General features: G+C 58.0%; 13 protein-coding genes. 5 read left to right on the top strand and 8 right to left on the bottom strand.

Annotated features, from left to right (window positions below):
* Window positions 1-82 precede the first annotated feature (82 nt).
* From HPQ64_RS11475 to HPQ64_RS11465, 3 genes are all read right to left on the bottom strand, one after another.
* Window positions 83-1720 carry a sugar transferase gene (locus tag HPQ64_RS11475; protein WP_172888651.1) on the bottom strand — a complete coding sequence of 546 codons (1638 nt, stop codon included), beginning with the start codon at window positions 1718-1720 and terminating at the stop codon, window positions 83-85.
* Window positions 1717-3066, bottom strand: a complete 1350-nt coding sequence (locus HPQ64_RS11470) for a polysaccharide biosynthesis/export family protein (protein ID WP_172888650.1) — start codon at window positions 3064-3066, stop codon at window positions 1717-1719. Before HPQ64_RS11470 ends, HPQ64_RS11475 begins: the two co-directional genes overlap by 4 nt.
* A 135-nt stretch (window positions 3067-3201) precedes the next feature.
* Window positions 3202-5481, bottom strand: coding sequence for a GumC family protein (locus HPQ64_RS11465; RefSeq protein ID WP_172888649.1), 2280 nt, complete (start codon window positions 5479-5481; stop codon window positions 3202-3204).
* Between the two features lie 153 nt (window positions 5482-5634).
* On the opposite strand from HPQ64_RS11465, the gene HPQ64_RS11460 reads away from it, so the two are divergent.
* The 3 genes from HPQ64_RS11460 (at window position 5635) to HPQ64_RS11450 (ending at window position 9509) form a co-directional block, all read left to right on the top strand.
* Window positions 5635-6900 (top strand): O-antigen ligase family protein, encoded by a 1266-nt coding sequence (locus tag HPQ64_RS11460; RefSeq protein ID WP_172888648.1) that lies wholly within the window; start codon window positions 5635-5637, stop codon window positions 6898-6900.
* A 1180-nt stretch (window positions 6901-8080) separates the two neighbouring features.
* Entirely contained in the window at window positions 8081-8815 is a 735-nt protein-coding gene (locus tag HPQ64_RS11455) for a sensor histidine kinase (RefSeq protein ID WP_172888647.1), read from the top strand.
* A gap of 4 nt (window positions 8816-8819) precedes the next feature.
* Window positions 8820-9509: a response regulator gene (locus tag HPQ64_RS11450; protein ID WP_172888646.1), complete on the top strand. Its 690-nt coding sequence runs from the start codon at window positions 8820-8822 to the stop codon at window positions 9507-9509.
* An 89-nt stretch (window positions 9510-9598) separates the two neighbouring features.
* On the opposite strand, the gene asnB is transcribed toward HPQ64_RS11450, so the two are convergent.
* From asnB to HPQ64_RS11425, 5 genes are all read right to left on the bottom strand, one after another.
* Window positions 9599-11557: an asparagine synthase (glutamine-hydrolyzing) gene (gene asnB / locus HPQ64_RS11445; protein ID WP_172888645.1), complete on the bottom strand. Its 1959-nt coding sequence runs from the start codon at window positions 11555-11557 to the stop codon at window positions 9599-9601.
* 236 nt (window positions 11558-11793) lie between these two features.
* Window positions 11794-12714, bottom strand: a complete 921-nt coding sequence (gene rbsK, locus HPQ64_RS11440; protein WP_172888644.1) for a ribokinase — start codon at window positions 12712-12714, stop codon at window positions 11794-11796.
* A 21-nt stretch (window positions 12715-12735) separates the two neighbouring features.
* Window positions 12736-13188 carry an RbsD/FucU family protein gene (locus HPQ64_RS11435; protein WP_172888643.1) on the bottom strand — a complete coding sequence of 151 codons (453 nt, stop codon included), beginning with the start codon at window positions 13186-13188 and terminating at the stop codon, window positions 12736-12738.
* A gap of 62 nt (window positions 13189-13250) precedes the next feature.
* Complete coding sequence (locus HPQ64_RS11430; RefSeq protein ID WP_172888642.1) at window positions 13251-13901, bottom strand: SGNH/GDSL hydrolase family protein; 651 nt, start codon at window positions 13899-13901, stop codon at window positions 13251-13253.
* 2 nt (window positions 13902-13903) lie between these two features.
* Window positions 13904-14968 (bottom strand): ABC transporter ATP-binding protein, encoded by a 1065-nt coding sequence (locus tag HPQ64_RS11425; RefSeq protein ID WP_172888641.1) that lies wholly within the window; start codon window positions 14966-14968, stop codon window positions 13904-13906.
* Between the two features lie 258 nt (window positions 14969-15226).
* Between HPQ64_RS11425 and HPQ64_RS11420 the strand changes: the two genes are divergently transcribed.
* Window positions 15227-16909, top strand: coding sequence for a type 2 periplasmic-binding domain-containing protein (locus HPQ64_RS11420; protein ID WP_172888640.1), 1683 nt, complete (start codon window positions 15227-15229; stop codon window positions 16907-16909).
* Between the two features lie 170 nt (window positions 16910-17079).
* Window positions 17080-18186, top strand: coding sequence for a carbohydrate ABC transporter permease (locus tag HPQ64_RS11415; RefSeq protein WP_172888639.1), 1107 nt, complete (start codon window positions 17080-17082; stop codon window positions 18184-18186).

The following is an 18186-nucleotide window of genomic DNA, read 5'->3' as shown; positions in this document are numbered from 1 at the left end:
GCTGAGGCGCGGACAGGCGGTTCTTCCATTTCCGGAACCGGCGTCGGCGCCTTGGCCGAACGCCTTTCGGCGTATGTCCAGGTCATCTATTGCCCCCCAGCACGACGTGCGGAGCGGGTGGGGCTTGCGCGTCATCGCTCCGCCATTTCGTCACCTCGATGCAGTCGCCATTGCCGCAGCAGACGACGAAACCGAGGTTGGTATGCCCCCGCACCTCTCCCGGCGCACCTCCTCCGGCATATTCACCGGGAGGCCACGGCCTGGCGTCTTCGATGAACAGGTTGCAGCCATCGAGCGATGTGAAAGCTCCGCTGTGAAACCCGTCGAATGCCCGAATGCGGCGCAGCACCGCCTCAGCGGGATCATTCCAGTCGATCAAACCCTCCTGCGGCCGCAGGTCATCGCAGAAGGTTGCTCGTTCATGGTCCTGATCGATTTTCGGAGGGTTCCCGATACGGATGAGGTCGAGCGCGCTTGGCAACATCAGTTCCAGCGCATCGGCTTGCTTGCGCCAGAGGCTGGCCGCCGTTTCACGGGCATCCAGCATAATCGGCGTTTGCATCAGTAACGGGCCGGTATCGCCCGCCTCCACCATCCAGTAGAGCGATGCGCCCGTGGCTGGCACACCCTTGAGAATTGCGCAAGGAACGGCGGAGCGGCCCCGCATCAAGGGCAATGGCGAAGGGTGAAAGCCGATGGTTCCCAATCGGGGGATCGAACCGATTTTTGGCGAAAACAACTCTGGATGATCGAGAATAAGGAGGATGTCCGGATCGAACGCTTCAAGCAGGGCTGCAAATTCGGCTTCGTCCATGCGCGCCGCGCCTGTCGCGACATCGCGGCCGCTTATGGTGCGGAGCCTATCGCTTCGAACAAGGTTGGAGCCAGCCTCAGGCGGGACCGGAATATCGATCATGAGCGCCGGCTCCTGGCCTGAATCTTCCAGAGATCCGCGAGCGCGCGCGACGAGGTCGGGCACGCCGGCCAGCGCGACCCGCATCTGAAGGCGCTCCTTGAAACGATTTCCCTTTTCCTTGGGTTCGCGCGATCTGACGATCAGGTAGGCCTGCGCCTCCGCAAGTGGTTTTCGGCGGATACGCTCCCCGCGCACTAGCATGAGCGCTGTCAGCACCAGAACCCACGCATTCAAGAGCATCGTCCGATGCTCGATAAACCAGAGATCGAGCGCGAGCTTTTCGATATTGGTAAGTTTCGTTCCGCCATTTACCTGCGCCCAGCCGGTCAGCCCCGGCCGAACGCGCCCCCGCATCACGCCCCACTCCCCGAAGGTGGAGACCGTGACAGGCAACAATGGCCGAGGGCCGATGAAACTCATGTCGCCGTACAGGATCGTCAGTAATTGCGGAACTTCATCGAAACGCAACCTGCGAACCAGGCGCGTAAGCGCCGTTTCCCGCTCACGATCGGGCAGCAGATGCCCGTCCGGGCCACGTCGGTCGTTCATCGTCCTGAATTTGACGACCGTGAAATTTCGCCCCTCAAGCCCGCTGCGGGTCTGACGGAACATGAGCGGGCGCCCGAGCGTGGCCCAGATCAAGACCGCCGTTAACGCGGCAGGCACCGCAAAGACGATCAGTGCCAAAAGCGCGGCAACTCGCCCACCGATGCCGGACAACGTCAGCGAAGGGCGCGAACGCGCGATCGTTTCGTTGTCCGTTCCTGCGAACACATCGCTCCCCTTTTCCGGCGCCTGGGTCAATCGGCGTCTGCCGGCAGCGCAAATGCCGACTTGGGTTCACCCGGTTCTTCGTCGGATGATGGCTGGGAAGCGGGGTCCACATTTGCGTAGCCGCTGCTCTCGCCCTCACGAAGCATCCGCACTGTCACCACATCGCCCGGCGCCATCAGCGTATCCGGCGATCCGCTAAACACCCTCGTTTTGCCGCCGACAGTGCGACGGATCATGAAGTCAAGGATAACCTCCTTGTTTTCGGCCAGTTCCTGTTCCGACATCGTCGAAAGGAGCACGAGTTGCTCTTCCGCAATGCGCCTGCTGAAGACGATCTTCGCGAGCCTCGCATTCCGCTGCTGCATTTCGGACAGGATGTTCATTTTCCGCGACTGCTCCAGGCCGGCGAGCTTGCGCTTCAAGGTGCCGATACCACGGCGTTCGTCGGAAATAACCGTCAGGATCTGAAGCATCCTGGCTTCTTCGTTCGTGAGCTGGCGTTCGATATTCGACACGTTTGACAAGGTTTGGATGCCGCGCTTCTGCAACTCCTTGGCGCGTTCCAGGTCGCCTTTTGTGAAGCCCACGGCTTTTTCAAGTTTCTGGTAAAGCTGCTCGAAGAGGCGAAGGCTGTGCTCGGCCTCCTTCAAACCTTCTTCCAGATTGTCCCGCTGCTTGATAAATCCTTCGATGTCGGCTTCCAGGATTTGCAGTTCCACATCCCGGTAGATCCGCGCCAGGGATTCATCCATATACGGGCGCGCCATCGGGGGAATGTCGTCGTTGCTGATCTTCAGGCGACCGTCCAGTTGGGCGTTGAGACGCGCGTGCGCCAGACCTTCCGCGATGATATTCGCCTTGAGCGCGGAAAGCTCTCCGCGTATGCGGGCCCGCTGAAGAAACGGGTCCTCCGCCGGTTTTGCCTTGATCTGACCGCCGGCAAGCCCGACCGCCTTTTCGACGGTAAGCTGAGGCTGATAAGGATAAGATCCGGGGCTCTGCACATCGCCTATCACGAAGACAGGTCGAAATTCCGCTACAGAAAGACCAATCTTCGGCCGGCGGAATATCTCGCTTTCAATATATCGGCGGTTCAGTTCGTCTAGCGCCGCCGGCAGGGTTAGTCCCGCGATATTGACGGCGCCGAGAAGCGGCGCCTGGATTACGCCTTCGGTGGAAATCAGCAGATCGATGGGGTCCTTGTCGTCGTCAAGGATGTCGAATTTGACCGTATCACCCGGCGCAAGGACGATCTGGAATTCCTGTTCCGCCCCTTGCGGGGAAGAGGCTGCGTGGCCAACCGAGACCGGCAAGGCCAGAAAGACAGTTATCGTGGCCAGCCGCTTCAGGATTTTCATGCAACGTTGCACCGACATCTCATTACCTCCGGCTGCAGGATGTCCGAGACATCCTTTGCGGCCAAACGAGCCGCGTAACTCATCACATCATCAACAAGTTCCTGGCCTTCACGGCATGCAGCATCCACTTCATGAATTCCGCAGGAAAGCCGCCTACCGTCCAAAGTAGGCCCTGGCCTCTTGCTGATAACTCGAAGCACCCAGCGGCTCCTTCACGGTTTGCGCGCGCGGGTCGACAAAATTCAGCACCGCGCCAATAAGAGGAGCACGGTTGATCCTTAACCGCTCGACAGCGCCCTGAAGATCCTGATCCCGTGTCTTGCCGAAACGCGCGACAAGGACGACTGCATCTACGTAAGGTGCCAGCGAATTCGCGTCTTCGACGATAAGCACCGGGGCGCAATCCAAGACGATCAGGTCGTATTTCATGCGCAGTTGGCTTAAAAGGTTTCGGACGTCGTCCGTATGCAACGGCTCGCCGTTTGAGCCCCTGTCCAGCAAGCTCGATCCCGCAATCAGATCGAGACCCGGGATATGCGGCACATGCTGAACGGCATCGATGTAAGGATAGACGCCGTCCTTGCTCGATTGTGGCTGGATTGCCTCCTTGGGCTTCGGCAGGCCGATCATCCCCAGGTCCATGACGCGAGGGTCGAGGTTGACGTAAATGGTGCTTGCCCCGTCCTTTGCCGCCGCAATAGAAAATCCCATGGCGACGGAAGTGGTTCCGCTTTCCGGAAGAGGGGCGGTGAACAGGACTGTCGAGCTATTGCCGGGGGCTTGTGCCCGGAAAGCGAAATAGAGGGACCGCATCGCTTCCGAAAACGGGGTGCGCCCTTGTTTGATGAAGTTCGAAACAGGCGTTCGGCCCCATGAAATAAGGGACCTTTTCGCCTTCGGCACCACCGCAAGCATGGGCTGCGCCGTCAAATTCATGACCTGCCTGACGGAGCGGATACGCGTATCGTTCGCCTCAAGGAGGATCGCCAGGATCATCGAGAGGGCCATGATGCCTACGAAGCCTCCGGCGACGATCTGTTTCTTCAGCGGATAGGAGGGATTTCGCGGCACTTCGGCGAAGGACACGACGCGAGCGCTGGCCTTCGCTATCTCCGCGAAAGGATCAAGACTGCCGATCCTCGCCAGCACGAGATCGTGCAGCTTTTGATCGGCCTGCACCTCCCTTTCCAGCTCGCGCATCCGGATTTCGGCAAAGCTGCGCTGGTGAACGGTGTCCTGCCATCCCGATATCTGCGCTTCCAGTCGCCGCACCCGGTCTTCGATGATCCTTTCCTGACTGGAAAGTTCGTCGATAATCCGGCGCATCTCGCCCGTCATCATCTCGCCTACGCTCGCAAGTTCGGCGTTGGTCCTGATAACCTCGGGATGATTGCTGCCGAAATTGGAGGAGTACTGTGCCCTTTCACGCAACAGGCGCGCCTGTTCTCCTCTCAGCGTGTCGAGCAGCGCCGAATCCAGAGTGGTCGTATCGAGATCCTTGTTTCCCTCGATCACCAACCGCGCCTGCTCCATGCGAGACTTGACCTCGGCCCATTCCACACGTGCCGCCGTCAACTGGGCGTTCAATCCGTCGATGCGCTGGCGCACCACGTCGTCGCGAGAGTTCGCGGACAACTGGTTCTCCTGGATCATCGTGGCGATTGCCCGTTCGTTTTCCGCGATGCGCTTTGCGATCTTGGTGGAGCGTTCGCGCAAAAAACCCACCGCTTCGCTCATGGCCTTGCGTGTATTTTCGCGCGAAAGCTCCACGTAAATTCGGGCAACCGCATTCGCCAGATCGGCGGCGAGCTTTGGCTCCGGCGCGCGTGTCCTCACAGTGACGGCAAGCGTCTGCCCGTTCCGCGAAACGCCGAGGTTGGAAAGGAACCTCGAGATAGCATGGTCGCGCTGAACGGCGATTTCAGGCGGCTCAGGCTGCTCTTCCGGGGCGAAAATGCCGAAATTTTCTTCAAGCCAGGCTCGGGCCGGCTCAATCGCGAGCGCAAGCTTCGATGCCTCTTCTTCCGAAGGAAGATAAGAATTGAACCATGGATGCTCGATGAGGTTCATCTCATCCACGACCCTGCCAGCAAATATGCGTGAGGAGACGATGTCCATCTCCGTCTCAATCGCAACCAGATCGCGCGTTTCGCCCTGTATCTGCGTAACCGCCTCCAGCATGCGCGATTCATTCCTTTCCAGCACGAAAGTCGCGGATGCCGAATAAATGTCCTTCATGGACATCACGAGCAGCACAAGAAAGATGATGCTCACAGCGCCTATGCCTGCAAACAGCAAAAGCCTGCGTCTTAGAACCGACAGGATTTCACGAATGCCGATGATGCTGCCGGAAGCAGGCGCATGTTGCACGACATCATCCGCATCGACGGCTGAGGGATATCCCTTTTCCTTGCCTGTCATCTTCTCGAGCATATCATACCCTTACGTTACCTTCGTTACATTACACATGATTATAAGTATTTCGAGGCGTAATTTTTGTAATATATTTTTTGAATTGCTAATGTTACTGTTTTTCTCCTGCATGGTTTGATCCACAATCCGATACGAACCGGAGTATTGTTAACCTTGTCCAGAGTATTGCAGATCTCGGCAGCTGCGAGCGATCGCCCCAGAGCCCACCGGATCGAATTCTTTCTGGCCTGCATGTTCGTCTATCTGTCGCCAATGAACGTGTTCATGGTGCCGACGTTTTTCTTCACCGCGAGCGATGGTTTCGCATGCTTGTGCCTTCTTGCCATGATCTCCCATCACAGCCTCAACCTGCGGCCGCTTGGCCCCGGCACTTTCCTCTGGGTGATCGGCTTGGTGACGATGGTGGGAGCACTGTTCATCAGCAGCCTCGCGGCCGGGGTTCCCGTGCGCGGGCTTATTCTCGTGGGTCAGTACCTCTTCGCCTTCCTCGTCGTCCCCTTGATCCTGCTGACCCGCTCCAGAAAAGAGACGAACATCCTCCTGAAGGTGTTCCTGGCTTCGATCCTGACCGTGGTACTCCACGGCATCTATGTTATTCACTTCGTCGGGGAGACGAATACCATCTTCGTAAGCGGGAGCGGCAGGCTCATGGGCCTGGTTCGGCGCATTAACGCCGGCGGCTACCTGATGGCATTCACGATACCGATCGTTTTTTCGATGATGCACGCCAGGCTCATTCATCCTCTCCTCGCCAGCATCTCCATCGCCCTGCTGGTTTATGGCGTCATCCTGACAGCTTCCAACACGGCCTTGTCCGGGCTTGTTTTCGGCGTGGCCATATACTTCATCATGTCCGCGAATTTTCAGCGCATCTTCATTGCCGGAACCCTGTCGGTGCTGGCAATCGGCGTTCTCAGTTTCACCGATCCGCACACCATCTTGCCGGAGATTTTCCAAAGGCGCGTCTTGGCGGGCCTCGAATCCGGCGACATCAACGAGGCCGGCACCTTCTCCGACAGGTTGCTGCTTATTCGCGAAGCTCTTCAGCTTGCCGGCGATACGATCTGGCTCGGCGTCGGGGCCGACCAGTTTCGCGTGATGAGCCAATACAACCTGCCGGTTCACAACACCTATCTGCTGCTGTGGACCGAGGGCGGCCTTATCTCGCTCTTCGGGTTTGTGCTGATGATGATGGGTATCGCGCTTCTTATCGTTTATGCATGGCCGATCGAACGGGCCCGTCCCGCCGCAAAGGCGGCTATCGCGACGACAGTTGTATTCCTGATCATAATCAATTCCTCGACGCACATTTACGGCCGTTTCGTAATCATCCCCATCTTCATATCGCTTGCCCCGCTGGCGGCCGCCCTTCGCGAGGAATACCGCAATGGAGGTCGGCCCACCCACGCGCGAACCTGAGCTGCCGTATGAATGGCCCCGGTCAGCAAGCAATATGCCAATGAGGTGAATTTCGTAGCCCGCTGCACTGGCGCTCGCGCTCGCCTGGCGGACAGCAAGGCGCCATGACGCCGGCAATGCCAAACTCATGCGCCCGCGATTTCGCAACGCCCGATTACGCCGTCGGCACAATTGCGCATATATTAATGAATCGAAAAACGAGGCGCCGGCGGAGGCATTCACACGCCCTCTAAGTCTGGCCTGCGCGCCCGCGGTGTCAGGATAGTCGATATACCTGTGCGAAATTATCACAATGAATGCCCCATTCTCTGTGCGACGCGAGAACAAACTTCAGAGAACGCGATGCAAGGCGCGTTGAAACTTCATGCCACGAGGCGTATCTCGGTCTCTGCGCCCCTCCCGGACTCAACCCCTTTTTTCTTGCCTGCGCCACCGTGAGCTATGGCTTTACCGCACGCTTTACGGAAAGATAACACAAGATGAATCATGCATTGAAAGCTGCTCGCGGATTTAAAACCTGACAAAGCATGCGCTACATCCGAAACTTGTCAGGGAAATAACTACGAGACACCGCTTCAACTATTAGCAGCCGGTTCTTCCCACCTCATGACGGCAGGCGTTTATCGAATATTCAGAACCCCAGAACGGACGATGATTTCCAGACAACCCAGTCTTACCGCTTGTGATAATTTCGCCTAACGGTTGAAATTATTGCCAGTTTTTCAGGGGGTGTTCGACTGCTTGACTCCTTCAGTTACTCAACGTAAAATGTTGTATTAATTAATAATTTTTTGTTAACATTAAGTTGAATAACCTTAATAAGAATGTTTTTATCTACGTATTCATTTCCTGTGTTTGTTTTTCTAAAATCCTATTAAAATGTCTTTGAAATAACACTGATCCAAGAGGCGTATAAAACGAGTGGGGGCTGGTAATGCGTAATTCCCCAGAGGGATCTACATTCAGATCCCAAATCCGGAAACTGACGCCTGTTGATGTCACCAGGCGATACTTGAACACAATAAGCAATCGAGAGCCTCACGTCGTTGCAGGCTCGCCAGCATCAATCGAATTTGTACCGGTTGCCGGGCAAAAAGAACGCGCGGGTGGCGGATCGATCGAGATCCCTCAATCCCCGGTGTCGGATCCGAGGAAGCCCGTTGCTTCCGGACGTCCTCGCATGGCATCCGCCACGCCGCCGGTACGCCGTGGCGAGGCGGAAGGGGCTGAACGTGCGGTTGTGGAAGCGGCTGTATCCGCAGAGCGCAAACGCATCGCCCTTGACCTGCATGACCACTTGGGCCAGCAGATCGTCGGCGCCAAGCTCATCCTTGCAAGCCTGGAGCGAAATTCCGAAAGTCCAGAGTTGGTGCCCCAGATAGCCGCCTTACGCGCATCCCTTGAGCAATTGAGCTTGGAGATCAAGGCCATCTCATCCGGAATGCGTCTTGGCATCCCGTCTCCGGACCGGCTCGTTCTGGCCTTGGAAGAGATGGCGAACCGTTGGATGGGCCACACCCGCATCCAGGTGAATGTTTCTTGCGATATCCTCAAAAGAGCGCGGTTTTGCAAGAAAATATCCGAAGTCGTCTACCGCGTGGTTCAAGAATCCCTGACCAATATCGCAAAGCATGCGGCGGATGCTTCGCTCGTCGAAATCCGAACTGAGTTGCAATACGGATTTTTGATCCTAACGATAGAGGATGACGGGCCAGGCTTTGCCAATTCACCGGAAAACTACTTCGCGTGCCAGCAAGGACGCTACGGAAACGGCGGGATTTCGGGCATTCGCGAGAGGGTCGGCAAGCTTGGCGGCGATGTGACGATACGCCGGCCTATCGGCAAGAAGCGAGGAAGCGCGATCTCGGTATCGATACCCATCGGACACCCGAATAATCGTTCCAACACCGGGTAGGTCGATGACTGAAAGGAAGATCCGCACAATCGTCGTCGACGATCATCCACTCGTGGTGGCCGGTGCGCGCGCCCTGATCGAAGCATCGGATGACATAGTCTGCGTCGGCGATGCGAATAACGGTGCCGAGGCGGAAGCCCTGATCGAGGAACTGAAGCCGGATGTCGTTGTACTGGACGTTTCGCTACCCGACGTGAACGGGTTGGCGCTTGCGGAAAAGCTACTGAACGGAGGCTTCCCGGGGCACATCGTGATGATGACGCTTTATGAAGAACGAACCTTCGTTCAAAAGGCGCTGCAGATCGGTGCGAAAGGCTTCATACAAAAGCGTTCGGCAGACCAGAACCTGCTTCTGGCGATACGCTCGGCCATGCTTGGCGGCCTGTTTCTGGATCCGCCTACCGCGCGCGATGTGATGGCCCCATCGGCGGAAGACGGTACCGACTTCACCCATTCGAACAACGAACTCGGACTGACGGAGCGCGAGGAATATGTTTTGAAGATGGTTGCCCTCGGCTACGCCAACAAGGAAATCGCGGCACGCGCCAATGTCAGCATAAAGTCGATCGAAACCTACAAGGCCCGCGCGACCGAAAAACTCAAACTGCATTCACGGGCGCAGATCGTCCGCTTCGCGGTCAGGCACGGGTGGATGAACCTGACGGATGCCGGCGAACCGACGATCCCGAATTGAACATCGAACCGGAAGCGTTTTCGCATCACGACTGCGCTCCAGGAACACAGCCGTCGAAACAACGCCCTTCCAGCAATCGCTGAATGCCTTCAGCCGGATCCCCATCTCTCAACCCAGGCGTTGAACATCAAGATATTCCAAAGCTTGGGGCCCCAATTGCGGCGGCCTGACTGGTGTTCTTTCCAGCATTTCCGGACAGGGTCAGGGTTGAATATTCCATCGCGCTGGAGCCGCGAGCGGGACAAGCTTTCGCTCGCCCATTCCTCAAGCGGACCACGCAGCCAGTCGTTGATCGGAATGCCGAAGCCGCGCTTGGGCCGGTCCATGAGTTCGGCCGGCACCCTTCCCTTCAGCATCCTCCGCAAAGCGAGTTTGCCATTTCCGTTTTCGATGCAAAGCCTCCTTGGGCTTCGCCATGCCAGTTCGATCACCCGGTGGTCGAGCAGCGGCGCCCTCATCTCCAGCCCGACAGACATTGACGCCCTATCGACTTTCACCAGCACGTCATCGGGCAGATACGCTGCGGTATCCCTGATCATCATGCGGTCGAGTTCGCGAAGGCCGGCCAGCGACCGTGCGCAGGTCATTGCGGTTTCCGGTTCATATCCGCCCGAAACCACCTTTTCCGGCTGGGACCATTCCGACAAAAACGCCAGATAACGTTCGTCGAAATCGCGAACCTGCATGAGTTCGGCCAGCTTCTTGATCCTGTCGGTGGATATCTCCTCCCTCAGCGAAGACGGGATTGCTGGGCCGCCAAGCGTCAGCGCTCCGCCAACCACCCATGCGGGCGCAAGGTCCACGGCTTTGTTGACGAACCCCGGTACCTTCCTCGCAAGGCTGTCGAACGTCATCATCTGCCGATACCTGTTATACCCTCCAAAGGTTTCGTCGCCTCCGTCGCCGGACAGCGCAACCGTCACATCCCGGCGCACCAGTCTGGAAACAAGCATTGTCGGGATTTGCGACGGATCGGCGAAAGGCTCGTCGTAGGTTTCCGGCAAATCGTCGATCAGATCGAACACGGCGCTCGGTTCCGCGAGGATCTCCGAGTGATCCGTTCCCAGATGTCCGGCTATGGCAGCCGCAGCATCCGCTTCGTTATGAGACCCTTCATTGAAGCGCACGGTGTAGGTGCGCACTTTCGATGAGGAGACTTCCTGCATCATGGAAACGACCAGCGAGGAATCGATGCCGCCAGACAGGAGCGCGCCCACGGGGACGTCCGAAACCATGCGTTCACGAACGGCCGTCTTCAAAGCTCCTTCCAGAAGCTCCATTGCCTCTTCATCGTCGATGATGGGATCGGCGCATCCGGCTTCCGCGACTTTGAAAACATTCCAGTAGCGCTGGAACCTGTCCCGCAGGCCATGCGCGAAATCCGGCCTATCGTCGGTGGAAACAGCGAGCCAGCAACCGGGTGGAACCTTTATGACATCCCTGTAGATCGTATAGGGGCTGGGAATATAATTATGCCTCGCAAAAAGGGTCGCCGCACCGCGGTCGAGAACGGGACTTGAAAACGCCGGGTGCTTGCGAAGAGCTTTCAATTCGGAGCCGAAAGCCAGGGTCTGTCCGGCAAGCCCGATATAAAGCGGCTTCTTGCCGACCCTGTCCCGCGCGAACAGAACTTGTCTCGCCGCGCGGTCGTATAATGCGAAGGCGAACATGCCGTTCAACCGGATCAGCGCGTCCTGAAAGCCATATGCCTCCACGGCTTCAAGCAGCACTTCCGTATCGGAGTGACCGCGAAACCGCGCACCTCGCTCTTCCAACTCGTCTCTGAGTGTCTTGAAGCCGTAAATTTCACCATTGAAGACAATAGTGTAGCGTCCGCTGGCGGAATGCATCGGCTGGGCCCCGGCAGGCGAAAGGTCGATAATCGACAAACGCCGGTGCCCGAAACAGACATTGGCCTCATCATCAATCCACGTACCGGTATCATCCGGGCCGCGGTGGGCGAGCGAAACAGTCATTCCGGTGAGTATTTGCGTCGTCAGTTCAGGGGCTGCCGGAGAATAATTTATAAAGCCCGCTATACCGCACATGAAGGTGCTCCTATGGCACGCAAAACTTGGCCATTGAGACAACGAAATCCGATAAACTTTCGCAATAGGGTACACAACTGCCCGGACCGCTGCCTGCCATCACTATAGCAGTGTCTTACCTAAGGGCATCTCACAATTTTTGGGTCGAATTCATTGCGCACCTTTGAAAATCTTCATTCACCTCAAATCGATCAACCGATTGGAGCAATCAATTCGATACCAATCCGTCGCCGTCCTTAAGCGCGCAAGAGTGCCTCGATCTCGCCAAGCTTGGGCATTGACGGCGCCGTTCCCGGACGGGTTACGGAAATACCCGCCGTCGCCGACCCGAAACGAACCGCATCCACCGGGTCCTCTCCTCGGGCCAAAGCGGCCGCAAACCCTCCGTTGAAAGCGTCTCCCGCCCCGGTGGTCTCCACGACGGGGCCCGCCCGGAAAGCCGGAATGTGCAGGCTGCGCTCACGATCGCGGAATAGCGCCCCTTTCTCGCCAAGCGTGATGATCGCCGTTCCAACACCTTTCTCAAGCAGCGCATTCGCCGCGCGCTCCGCATCGGACAATGTTTGGACCTGGATGCCGGTAATACCTTCGGCCTCGGATTCATTCGGTGTCACGAAATCGCAAAGCGCAAGCATTTCGCGCGGAATATCGGCAGCCGGTGCCGGGTTGAGCACCGTCCTGACGCCCGCGGCGCGCGCGATTTCCAATGCCCGGTGCGCCGCATCCATCGGCTGTTCAAGTTGAGTCACGAAGACGGACGCCGAGGCGATCAATTCCCGCCTCATCTCGATATCGGCGGGCGAAATTGTCCGCGCCACGCCAGGGCAAACTATAATCGCGTTGTCGCCCGTGGCCTCCTCCACGAAAATATAGGCTGCTCCCGTGTAACTGTCGTCATGCTGGGTGACTTCCGGCACCACGCCCGCATCGGCCCATGTCCGCAAGGCCATGTCCGCGAAGGTGTCCTTGCCGAGCTTCGTGACGAAGTGCACATCCCCTCCGGCGCGGGCCGCCGCGACTGCCTGGTTCGACCCCTTACCGCCGGGGCCGAGGGCGAAACTGTTGCCCAGGATCGTCTCGTGCATTCGTGGCGCGCGGTCGGCTCGATAAGCCGTGTCGGCAACGAAAACTCCCAAAATGACTATTTTTCCGCCCATTTTTTCACCTTATTTCACCTTTCACGACGCTGGCGGGATAACGCCTTTCCGGAACATGAAACAGCCGTAAAACCGCCGTTCCCCGGTCTGAATGACAGCGTAAGCCCGCTTGGCGCGATCATAGAAATCGAACCGCTCGATCCCCACCATCGGTCGACTCCGGCCTTCCGCGGTATCGATCGCAGCTTGGACCTCAGCTTGCACGGGCGGAATTTCATTTGGCGAATCAACGATTTCCATACGGCCTGCGAAATCGTCGACGAAGGTATCGAGCGGCAGAACCGAAAGAATAGCCTCGGCAGCTTCCGCCGCCGTCAGGTTGTCCATCCGCAGAAGATCGCCATAGACCGTTTCCCGGGCAATCGAATCGGCGGGAAAATTTGTGTCGGCAATCACCAAAAGATCGCCATGCCCCATCGCCCGCAAAGCAAAAAGGACTTCGGCATTCAGTCTCGGGTCCAGCCCCTTGAGCATTGTCTTCCTCCCAATGGTGTCAAACGGCGAAGCGCGGAGTGTTTCGCTTGGGCGCGTTCAGTTCAAAGCATTCTTGCGACGTCTTCGGAAATTACTTTGCCAAGCGCGGCATGCGCGTCCTCTTCGAAATGCACACCATCCACCTGTGAAATCTGAATTACCTTCCCCGCGTCAACAAATCCCGCGCCGTGCTCCTTCGCCACATCCGCGAGCAAGGGTGCAAAACCACGAGATTTCGTACTACCGCCTTCAAAAATACCCGCGAGGCACCCGCGCTCCTCGATCGGCGGCGGAGCGATCAGAAGTACCTTGGGAACACCGGAGTTCGGCCCGCATTCAGACACTTTCACAATGCGCAGCAACCGATCTATCGATCGCGCGACGTCCGCTGCGGTAACGGAATAGCGCGCCTTGAAATCGTTCGTGCCAAGCATGATCAGAAGCAAATCGACGGGGCGATGGGTCTCAAGCGCGACCTGTAGCGCCGATAGCCCGTTCTTGTGCGCGCCTTCGATCGGGTCGTCGTGAACGGTGGTGCGCCCTGGATGGCCCTCCTCGATCAGCATGACATTTTTCGGCAGTGCCCCACGAAGATACCCGGTCCAACGCACGTCGGCTGCATATCGCCCGCGTTCGCCAAAATGCGCCATGGGTTTCGTTCCATGGGTATTGGAGTCTCCGAAGCAAACAAGTGTTTTCGGATTTGCCGCCATGCTCACAGGATCCTCACAGTCGTCGTCTTGTCGAACAGATGGATCGCATCCGGTTCGGCCGTGAAATGCAATGGCTGGCCAGGTTGAAGTTGATGACGGTCCCTGAATACCGCCACGATTTCGCCGCCGCCCGTCTCGACCACGACATGCGTTTCCGCGCCCGTGGGTTCCACAACGGAGACTTTTCCCTCAAGGCCGCTATGTGCCAGCAAAAGTTTTTCCGGCCGGATCCCGATCGTGACCTCACGCCCCTCCTCGATACCTTCGCGCGCCACAATCGGCAGATGGGTTCCGTCGACTTCCGCCGCCCATCCGTCACCATTCTTCCGCACTATCCCATCGAGCATATTCATCGAGGGCGAACCGATGAAACCTGCAACGAAGGTGTTGGCGGGCATATCATAAAGTTCCAGCGGCGAGCCGATCTGTTCGATATGGCCGTTCTGCATGACCACGATTTTATCGGCCATCGTCATCGCCTCGATCTGGTCATGCGTGACATAAACCGTTGTCGTCTTAAGTCTCTGGTGTAACTCGCGGATTTCCGTGCGCATCTGAACGCGCAATTTGGCGTCGAGGTTAGACAGGGGTTCATCGAAGAGGAACACCTGCGGGTCGCGTACGATCGCGCGGCCCATCGCCACGCGCTGGCGCTGCCCTCCGGAAAGTGCGCGCGGGTAGCGGTCGAGGTATGGCGTAAGGCCCAGGATTTCCGCCGCACGGTCCACCCTCGCCTTGATTTCGGATTTCTCCATGCCGCGCATGCGCAACGCGAATGCCATGTTCGATGCCACGGTCTTATGCGGATAAAGCGCGTAGTTTTGAAAAACCATCGCGATATCGCGCTGCGACGGCGGCAGATTGTTCACCACCCGATCCCCGATCGCGATCGTGCCGGAAGAAATAGCCTCAAGACCCGCGATCATTCGCAGAAGCGTCGATTTCCCGCAGCCCGACGGACCGACCAGCACAACGAATTCGCCATCCTGAATATCGAATTCGACGCCGTGAAGCACCTCGACCGTGCCATAGGATTTGCGCACATCGCGAATTGTGACTTCGGCCATACGTCCCCCGCTGCGAAAATTTCACAGCACGATAAGCCGAGTGGAACGCGGCTGTCCATTCTCTCGACATGCTAACATGTTAGAAGCTTGACAGGTCCCTACATCGTTGTGACACTTTTGCAATCGGTCAGGCTTGGTCGCGCAATATCCGGCCGGCCAGGGGCGATACGGCAGCGGATACCCATAAAAATCCAGAGATTACCGTCCACCGCCACCCGCCAAAGTCGCCCGGCCGCCTGCCAGAGGGAGGAAACATTCATGAAGGTCGATTTGTATAACCAACTGATGCGTGCGGGGCGGCTTGGCCGGCGCGACGTGCTTAAAGGAATGGCCAGCACCGGCGCACTTGCCGCGTTTTCCGGTGTTGCAACCGGCATCAGCGCGCGCCCGGTGTGGGCGGCGGACAACGCGAGCCTGCGCGCGCAGATATTGAAAATCCCGGGCGTCGGCGCCGGATCACCCACGGATGCCGACTGGCAAAAGGTAGGCGAATTGTGTCTCGGCCCTGTCAAGGAGGTCGTGCAGGAAGGGGAATTCGCCGGCGTCGAACTTACCTTCATGGGCCTCAACAACCAGAACCTCCACAACTTTTTGTTCCGCGGCTTCCTGAAGCCGTGGGAGGCCTATACCGGCGCTAAGATCAACTGGATCGACCTGGCCCAGGCCGATTACAACGCTCGCCTGCAGCAGTCGATTGCCACCCAAACGGTGGATTTCGACATCATCGAGATGGGCGCTCCCTTCGAAGGCGACGTGACGGGCCGCGGCCTTGCGTCCGTCATGCCCGACTGGGTGAAGAGTATCATCGATATGGACGATTACGTCGGCTATCTCAAAGCGCCTGTCGGCACCTGGGACGGCAAGACCTACCGTGTATCTATCGACGGTGACTGCCACACGTTTGCGTATCGAACCGACTATTACGACAACGAGGAATTCGCCAAGGCCTGGGCCGAAGAAGGCGACGGAACGCCCTGGGAGCCGCCGACGACCTGGCAAATGGTGCAAAAGCACACCAAGTTCCTGGCCGGCAAGAAGGACCCGCTCACAGGTCTGGATGCGCACGGATACCTCGACCCGCTGAAAGGATGGGGCGGCTTCGGCTTCTACTTCCTGGAGTCGCGGGCAACCGCCTACGCCAAGCACCCTGACGATCCGGCTTGGCTATTCGACCCGGAGGATATGAAGCCGCGGGTGAACAATGCCGCTTTCGTGCGTGCGATTCAGGATGTGATGGATGTCATGTCCACACAGCCACCCGATCAGATCAACGCAGACCCCGGCACGACCGCCTTCCAGCAGTTTCTTGCCGGAACCGGCTCGATGATCAGCTGGTGGGGCGATGTAGGTTCGAATGCGCGCACCTCCGATTCCTCGGTCGTGGGCGATGTGGTTGGCTTCCGCCATCTGCCCGGTTCCGACGATGTGTGGAACCACAGGAAGGGCGAATGGGAAACGCTGGCGAGCGGCCCCAACGAAGCACCCAACATGGCCTATATCGGATGGGGCGTTTACGTGATGGCCCGCGTGGATTCCGATTCCAAGAAGCAGAAAGCCGCCTGGTCGGCCGCAGCTCACCTTGGCGGCAAGGATCTGTCGCTTTGGACATCGGCCTACCCCTCCGGCTTCCAGCCTTACCGCAATTCGCACTTCAACTACGGCGAATGGGAAGAGGCCGGGTACGACCGTGCCTTCGTGGAGGACTACCTCGGGTCGAACGCCGACAGCTACAATCACCCCAATGCGGCGATCGAACCGCGTATTCCGGGTATCTTCCAGTACTATTCGGTCGCGGAAGACGAACTCGCAAAAGGCTTTGCCGGTCAATATGGCTCGGCCCAGGAAACGGCGGACGCGATTGCCAAGGCCTGGGAAGAGATTACCGACCAGATCGGCCGCGAGCGTCAGGTTGAACTCTACAAGGCCTCTCTCGGGCTTTAATGAAAACCGGAGCCGGCGGACAACCGCCGGCTCCCTTGAATCTCTTTCCCGATTACCCTTCCAAACCGGCAGATTGCATTGTTTGATTGCTGGCTAGCCGGCCGTTATCGCCGGCGTGGCAAGAGGACCCGATCCATTGAAATCATCACGAGCGCATTCGGCATGAAGGCATGAGCAAGGAAGGCGACCTCCTCCACGTCGTCACATTCGACGATATGACGCCGATGCGATTGCGCCTCGGCAAACTGCTGATCTGGGGCTCGGCGGCGGTCATGGCGCTGACTTTCGCCGCACTGGCGCTTGCCGAGGCCGGATATATCGGGCTGGAATTCGAGAACTGGCGGCCTGCCCTTTACGGATTTCTGTTCTGGAGCGTGTGCCTTTGTATCGCTCAGGTCGTACTCCATGGCGAACAGGGAAAGCGCACCCTCTTCGTGCTTCCCGCCGCGCTGTTCGTCGTGGCGATGGTAATTTTCCCGCTCGTTTTCGCGCTCGGGATTGCGTTTTCCGACTGGAACCTCTCCTCGCCGACGGGACGTCAGTTCAACGGTTTCGACAACGTGCGGCAGATGTGGGGCGACCCGTTCTACTGGAACGCACTGAAAAACATGGCGTATTACACGCTCGCGATCCTCGTGGAATACGCCGTTGCCTTCGGCCTCGCACTATTGCTCGCCTCGGATATCAAGGCGCGAAAGTTCTTCCGCGTCGCCTTCCTGATGCCGCTGATGCTCTCCCCCGTTGCTGTGAGCTGGATGGTCGGCAAATCCATGATGGAGATCCGCTTCGGCCCGCTTGCCCGGCTCGCCCGCTGGCTTGGCTGGGAGAGGCCGTCCTTCTTCGGCGATCCCGAGGTTGCCCGGGCCATGATCATGATGATGGACGCCTGGACGTTCATTCCCTTCATGATGATCATGATACTGGCCGGGCTTCAGGCGATCCCGCGCGAGTTGCAGGAGGCGGCGCGCGTGGATGGCGCGAGTGCGTGGCGTGGCTTCTGGGAAATAACCTTCCCGCTCATGCTGCCGGTTTCGATCACGGCAATCCTGATCCGCATCATCTTCAAGCTGAAGCTTGCCGATATCATCATCAACGTCACATCGGGCGGCCCGGGAGGCGCGACCGACAGCGTGACGAGCTTCATCTTCCGGGAGTATCGCGACCGCTCCAACGTCGGCTACGGAACGCTGCTGGCCATTGTCTATCTGGTGCTGATCGTCGTCGCGATCACGACCTTCATGAAGCTCGTAGACCGCTGGATGAACCCGAGATACTGA

Origin of the sequence: Hongsoonwoonella zoysiae (assembly GCF_013266695.1) — a bacterium.
In the GTDB taxonomy this organism is placed as follows: Bacteria; Pseudomonadota; Alphaproteobacteria; order Rhizobiales; family Stappiaceae; genus Hongsoonwoonella; species Hongsoonwoonella zoysiae.
Note: the sequence above shows the minus strand (reverse complement) of the source record. Positions and strands in the feature narration are given on the sequence as shown.

Coding starts and splice junctions, on each gene's coding strand:
- HPQ64_RS11430 (WP_172888642.1), bottom strand. CDS start 13,901: ATGGCGGCAAATCCGAAAACACTTGTTTGCTTCGGAGACTCCAATACC.
- asnB (WP_172888645.1), bottom strand. CDS start 11,557: ATGTGCGGTATAGCGGGCTTTATAAATTATTCTCCGGCAGCCCCTGAA.
- HPQ64_RS11450 (WP_172888646.1), top strand. CDS start 8,820: ATGACTGAAAGGAAGATCCGCACAATCGTCGTCGACGATCATCCACTC.
- HPQ64_RS11470 (WP_172888650.1), bottom strand. CDS start 3,066: ATGTCGGTGCAACGTTGCATGAAAATCCTGAAGCGGCTGGCCACGATA.
- HPQ64_RS11415 (WP_172888639.1), top strand. CDS start 17,080: ATGAGCAAGGAAGGCGACCTCCTCCACGTCGTCACATTCGACGATATG.
- HPQ64_RS11425 (WP_172888641.1), bottom strand. CDS start 14,968: ATGGCCGAAGTCACAATTCGCGATGTGCGCAAATCCTATGGCACGGTC.
- HPQ64_RS11455 (WP_172888647.1), top strand. CDS start 8,081: ATGGCATCCGCCACGCCGCCGGTACGCCGTGGCGAGGCGGAAGGGGCT.
- HPQ64_RS11420 (WP_172888640.1), top strand. CDS start 15,227: ATGAAGGTCGATTTGTATAACCAACTGATGCGTGCGGGGCGGCTTGGC.
- HPQ64_RS11465 (WP_172888649.1), bottom strand. CDS start 5,481: ATGCTCGAGAAGATGACAGGCAAGGAAAAGGGATATCCCTCAGCCGTC.
- rbsK (WP_172888644.1), bottom strand. CDS start 12,714: ATGGGCGGAAAAATAGTCATTTTGGGAGTTTTCGTTGCCGACACGGCT.
- HPQ64_RS11435 (WP_172888643.1), bottom strand. CDS start 13,188: ATGCTCAAGGGGCTGGACCCGAGACTGAATGCCGAAGTCCTTTTTGCT.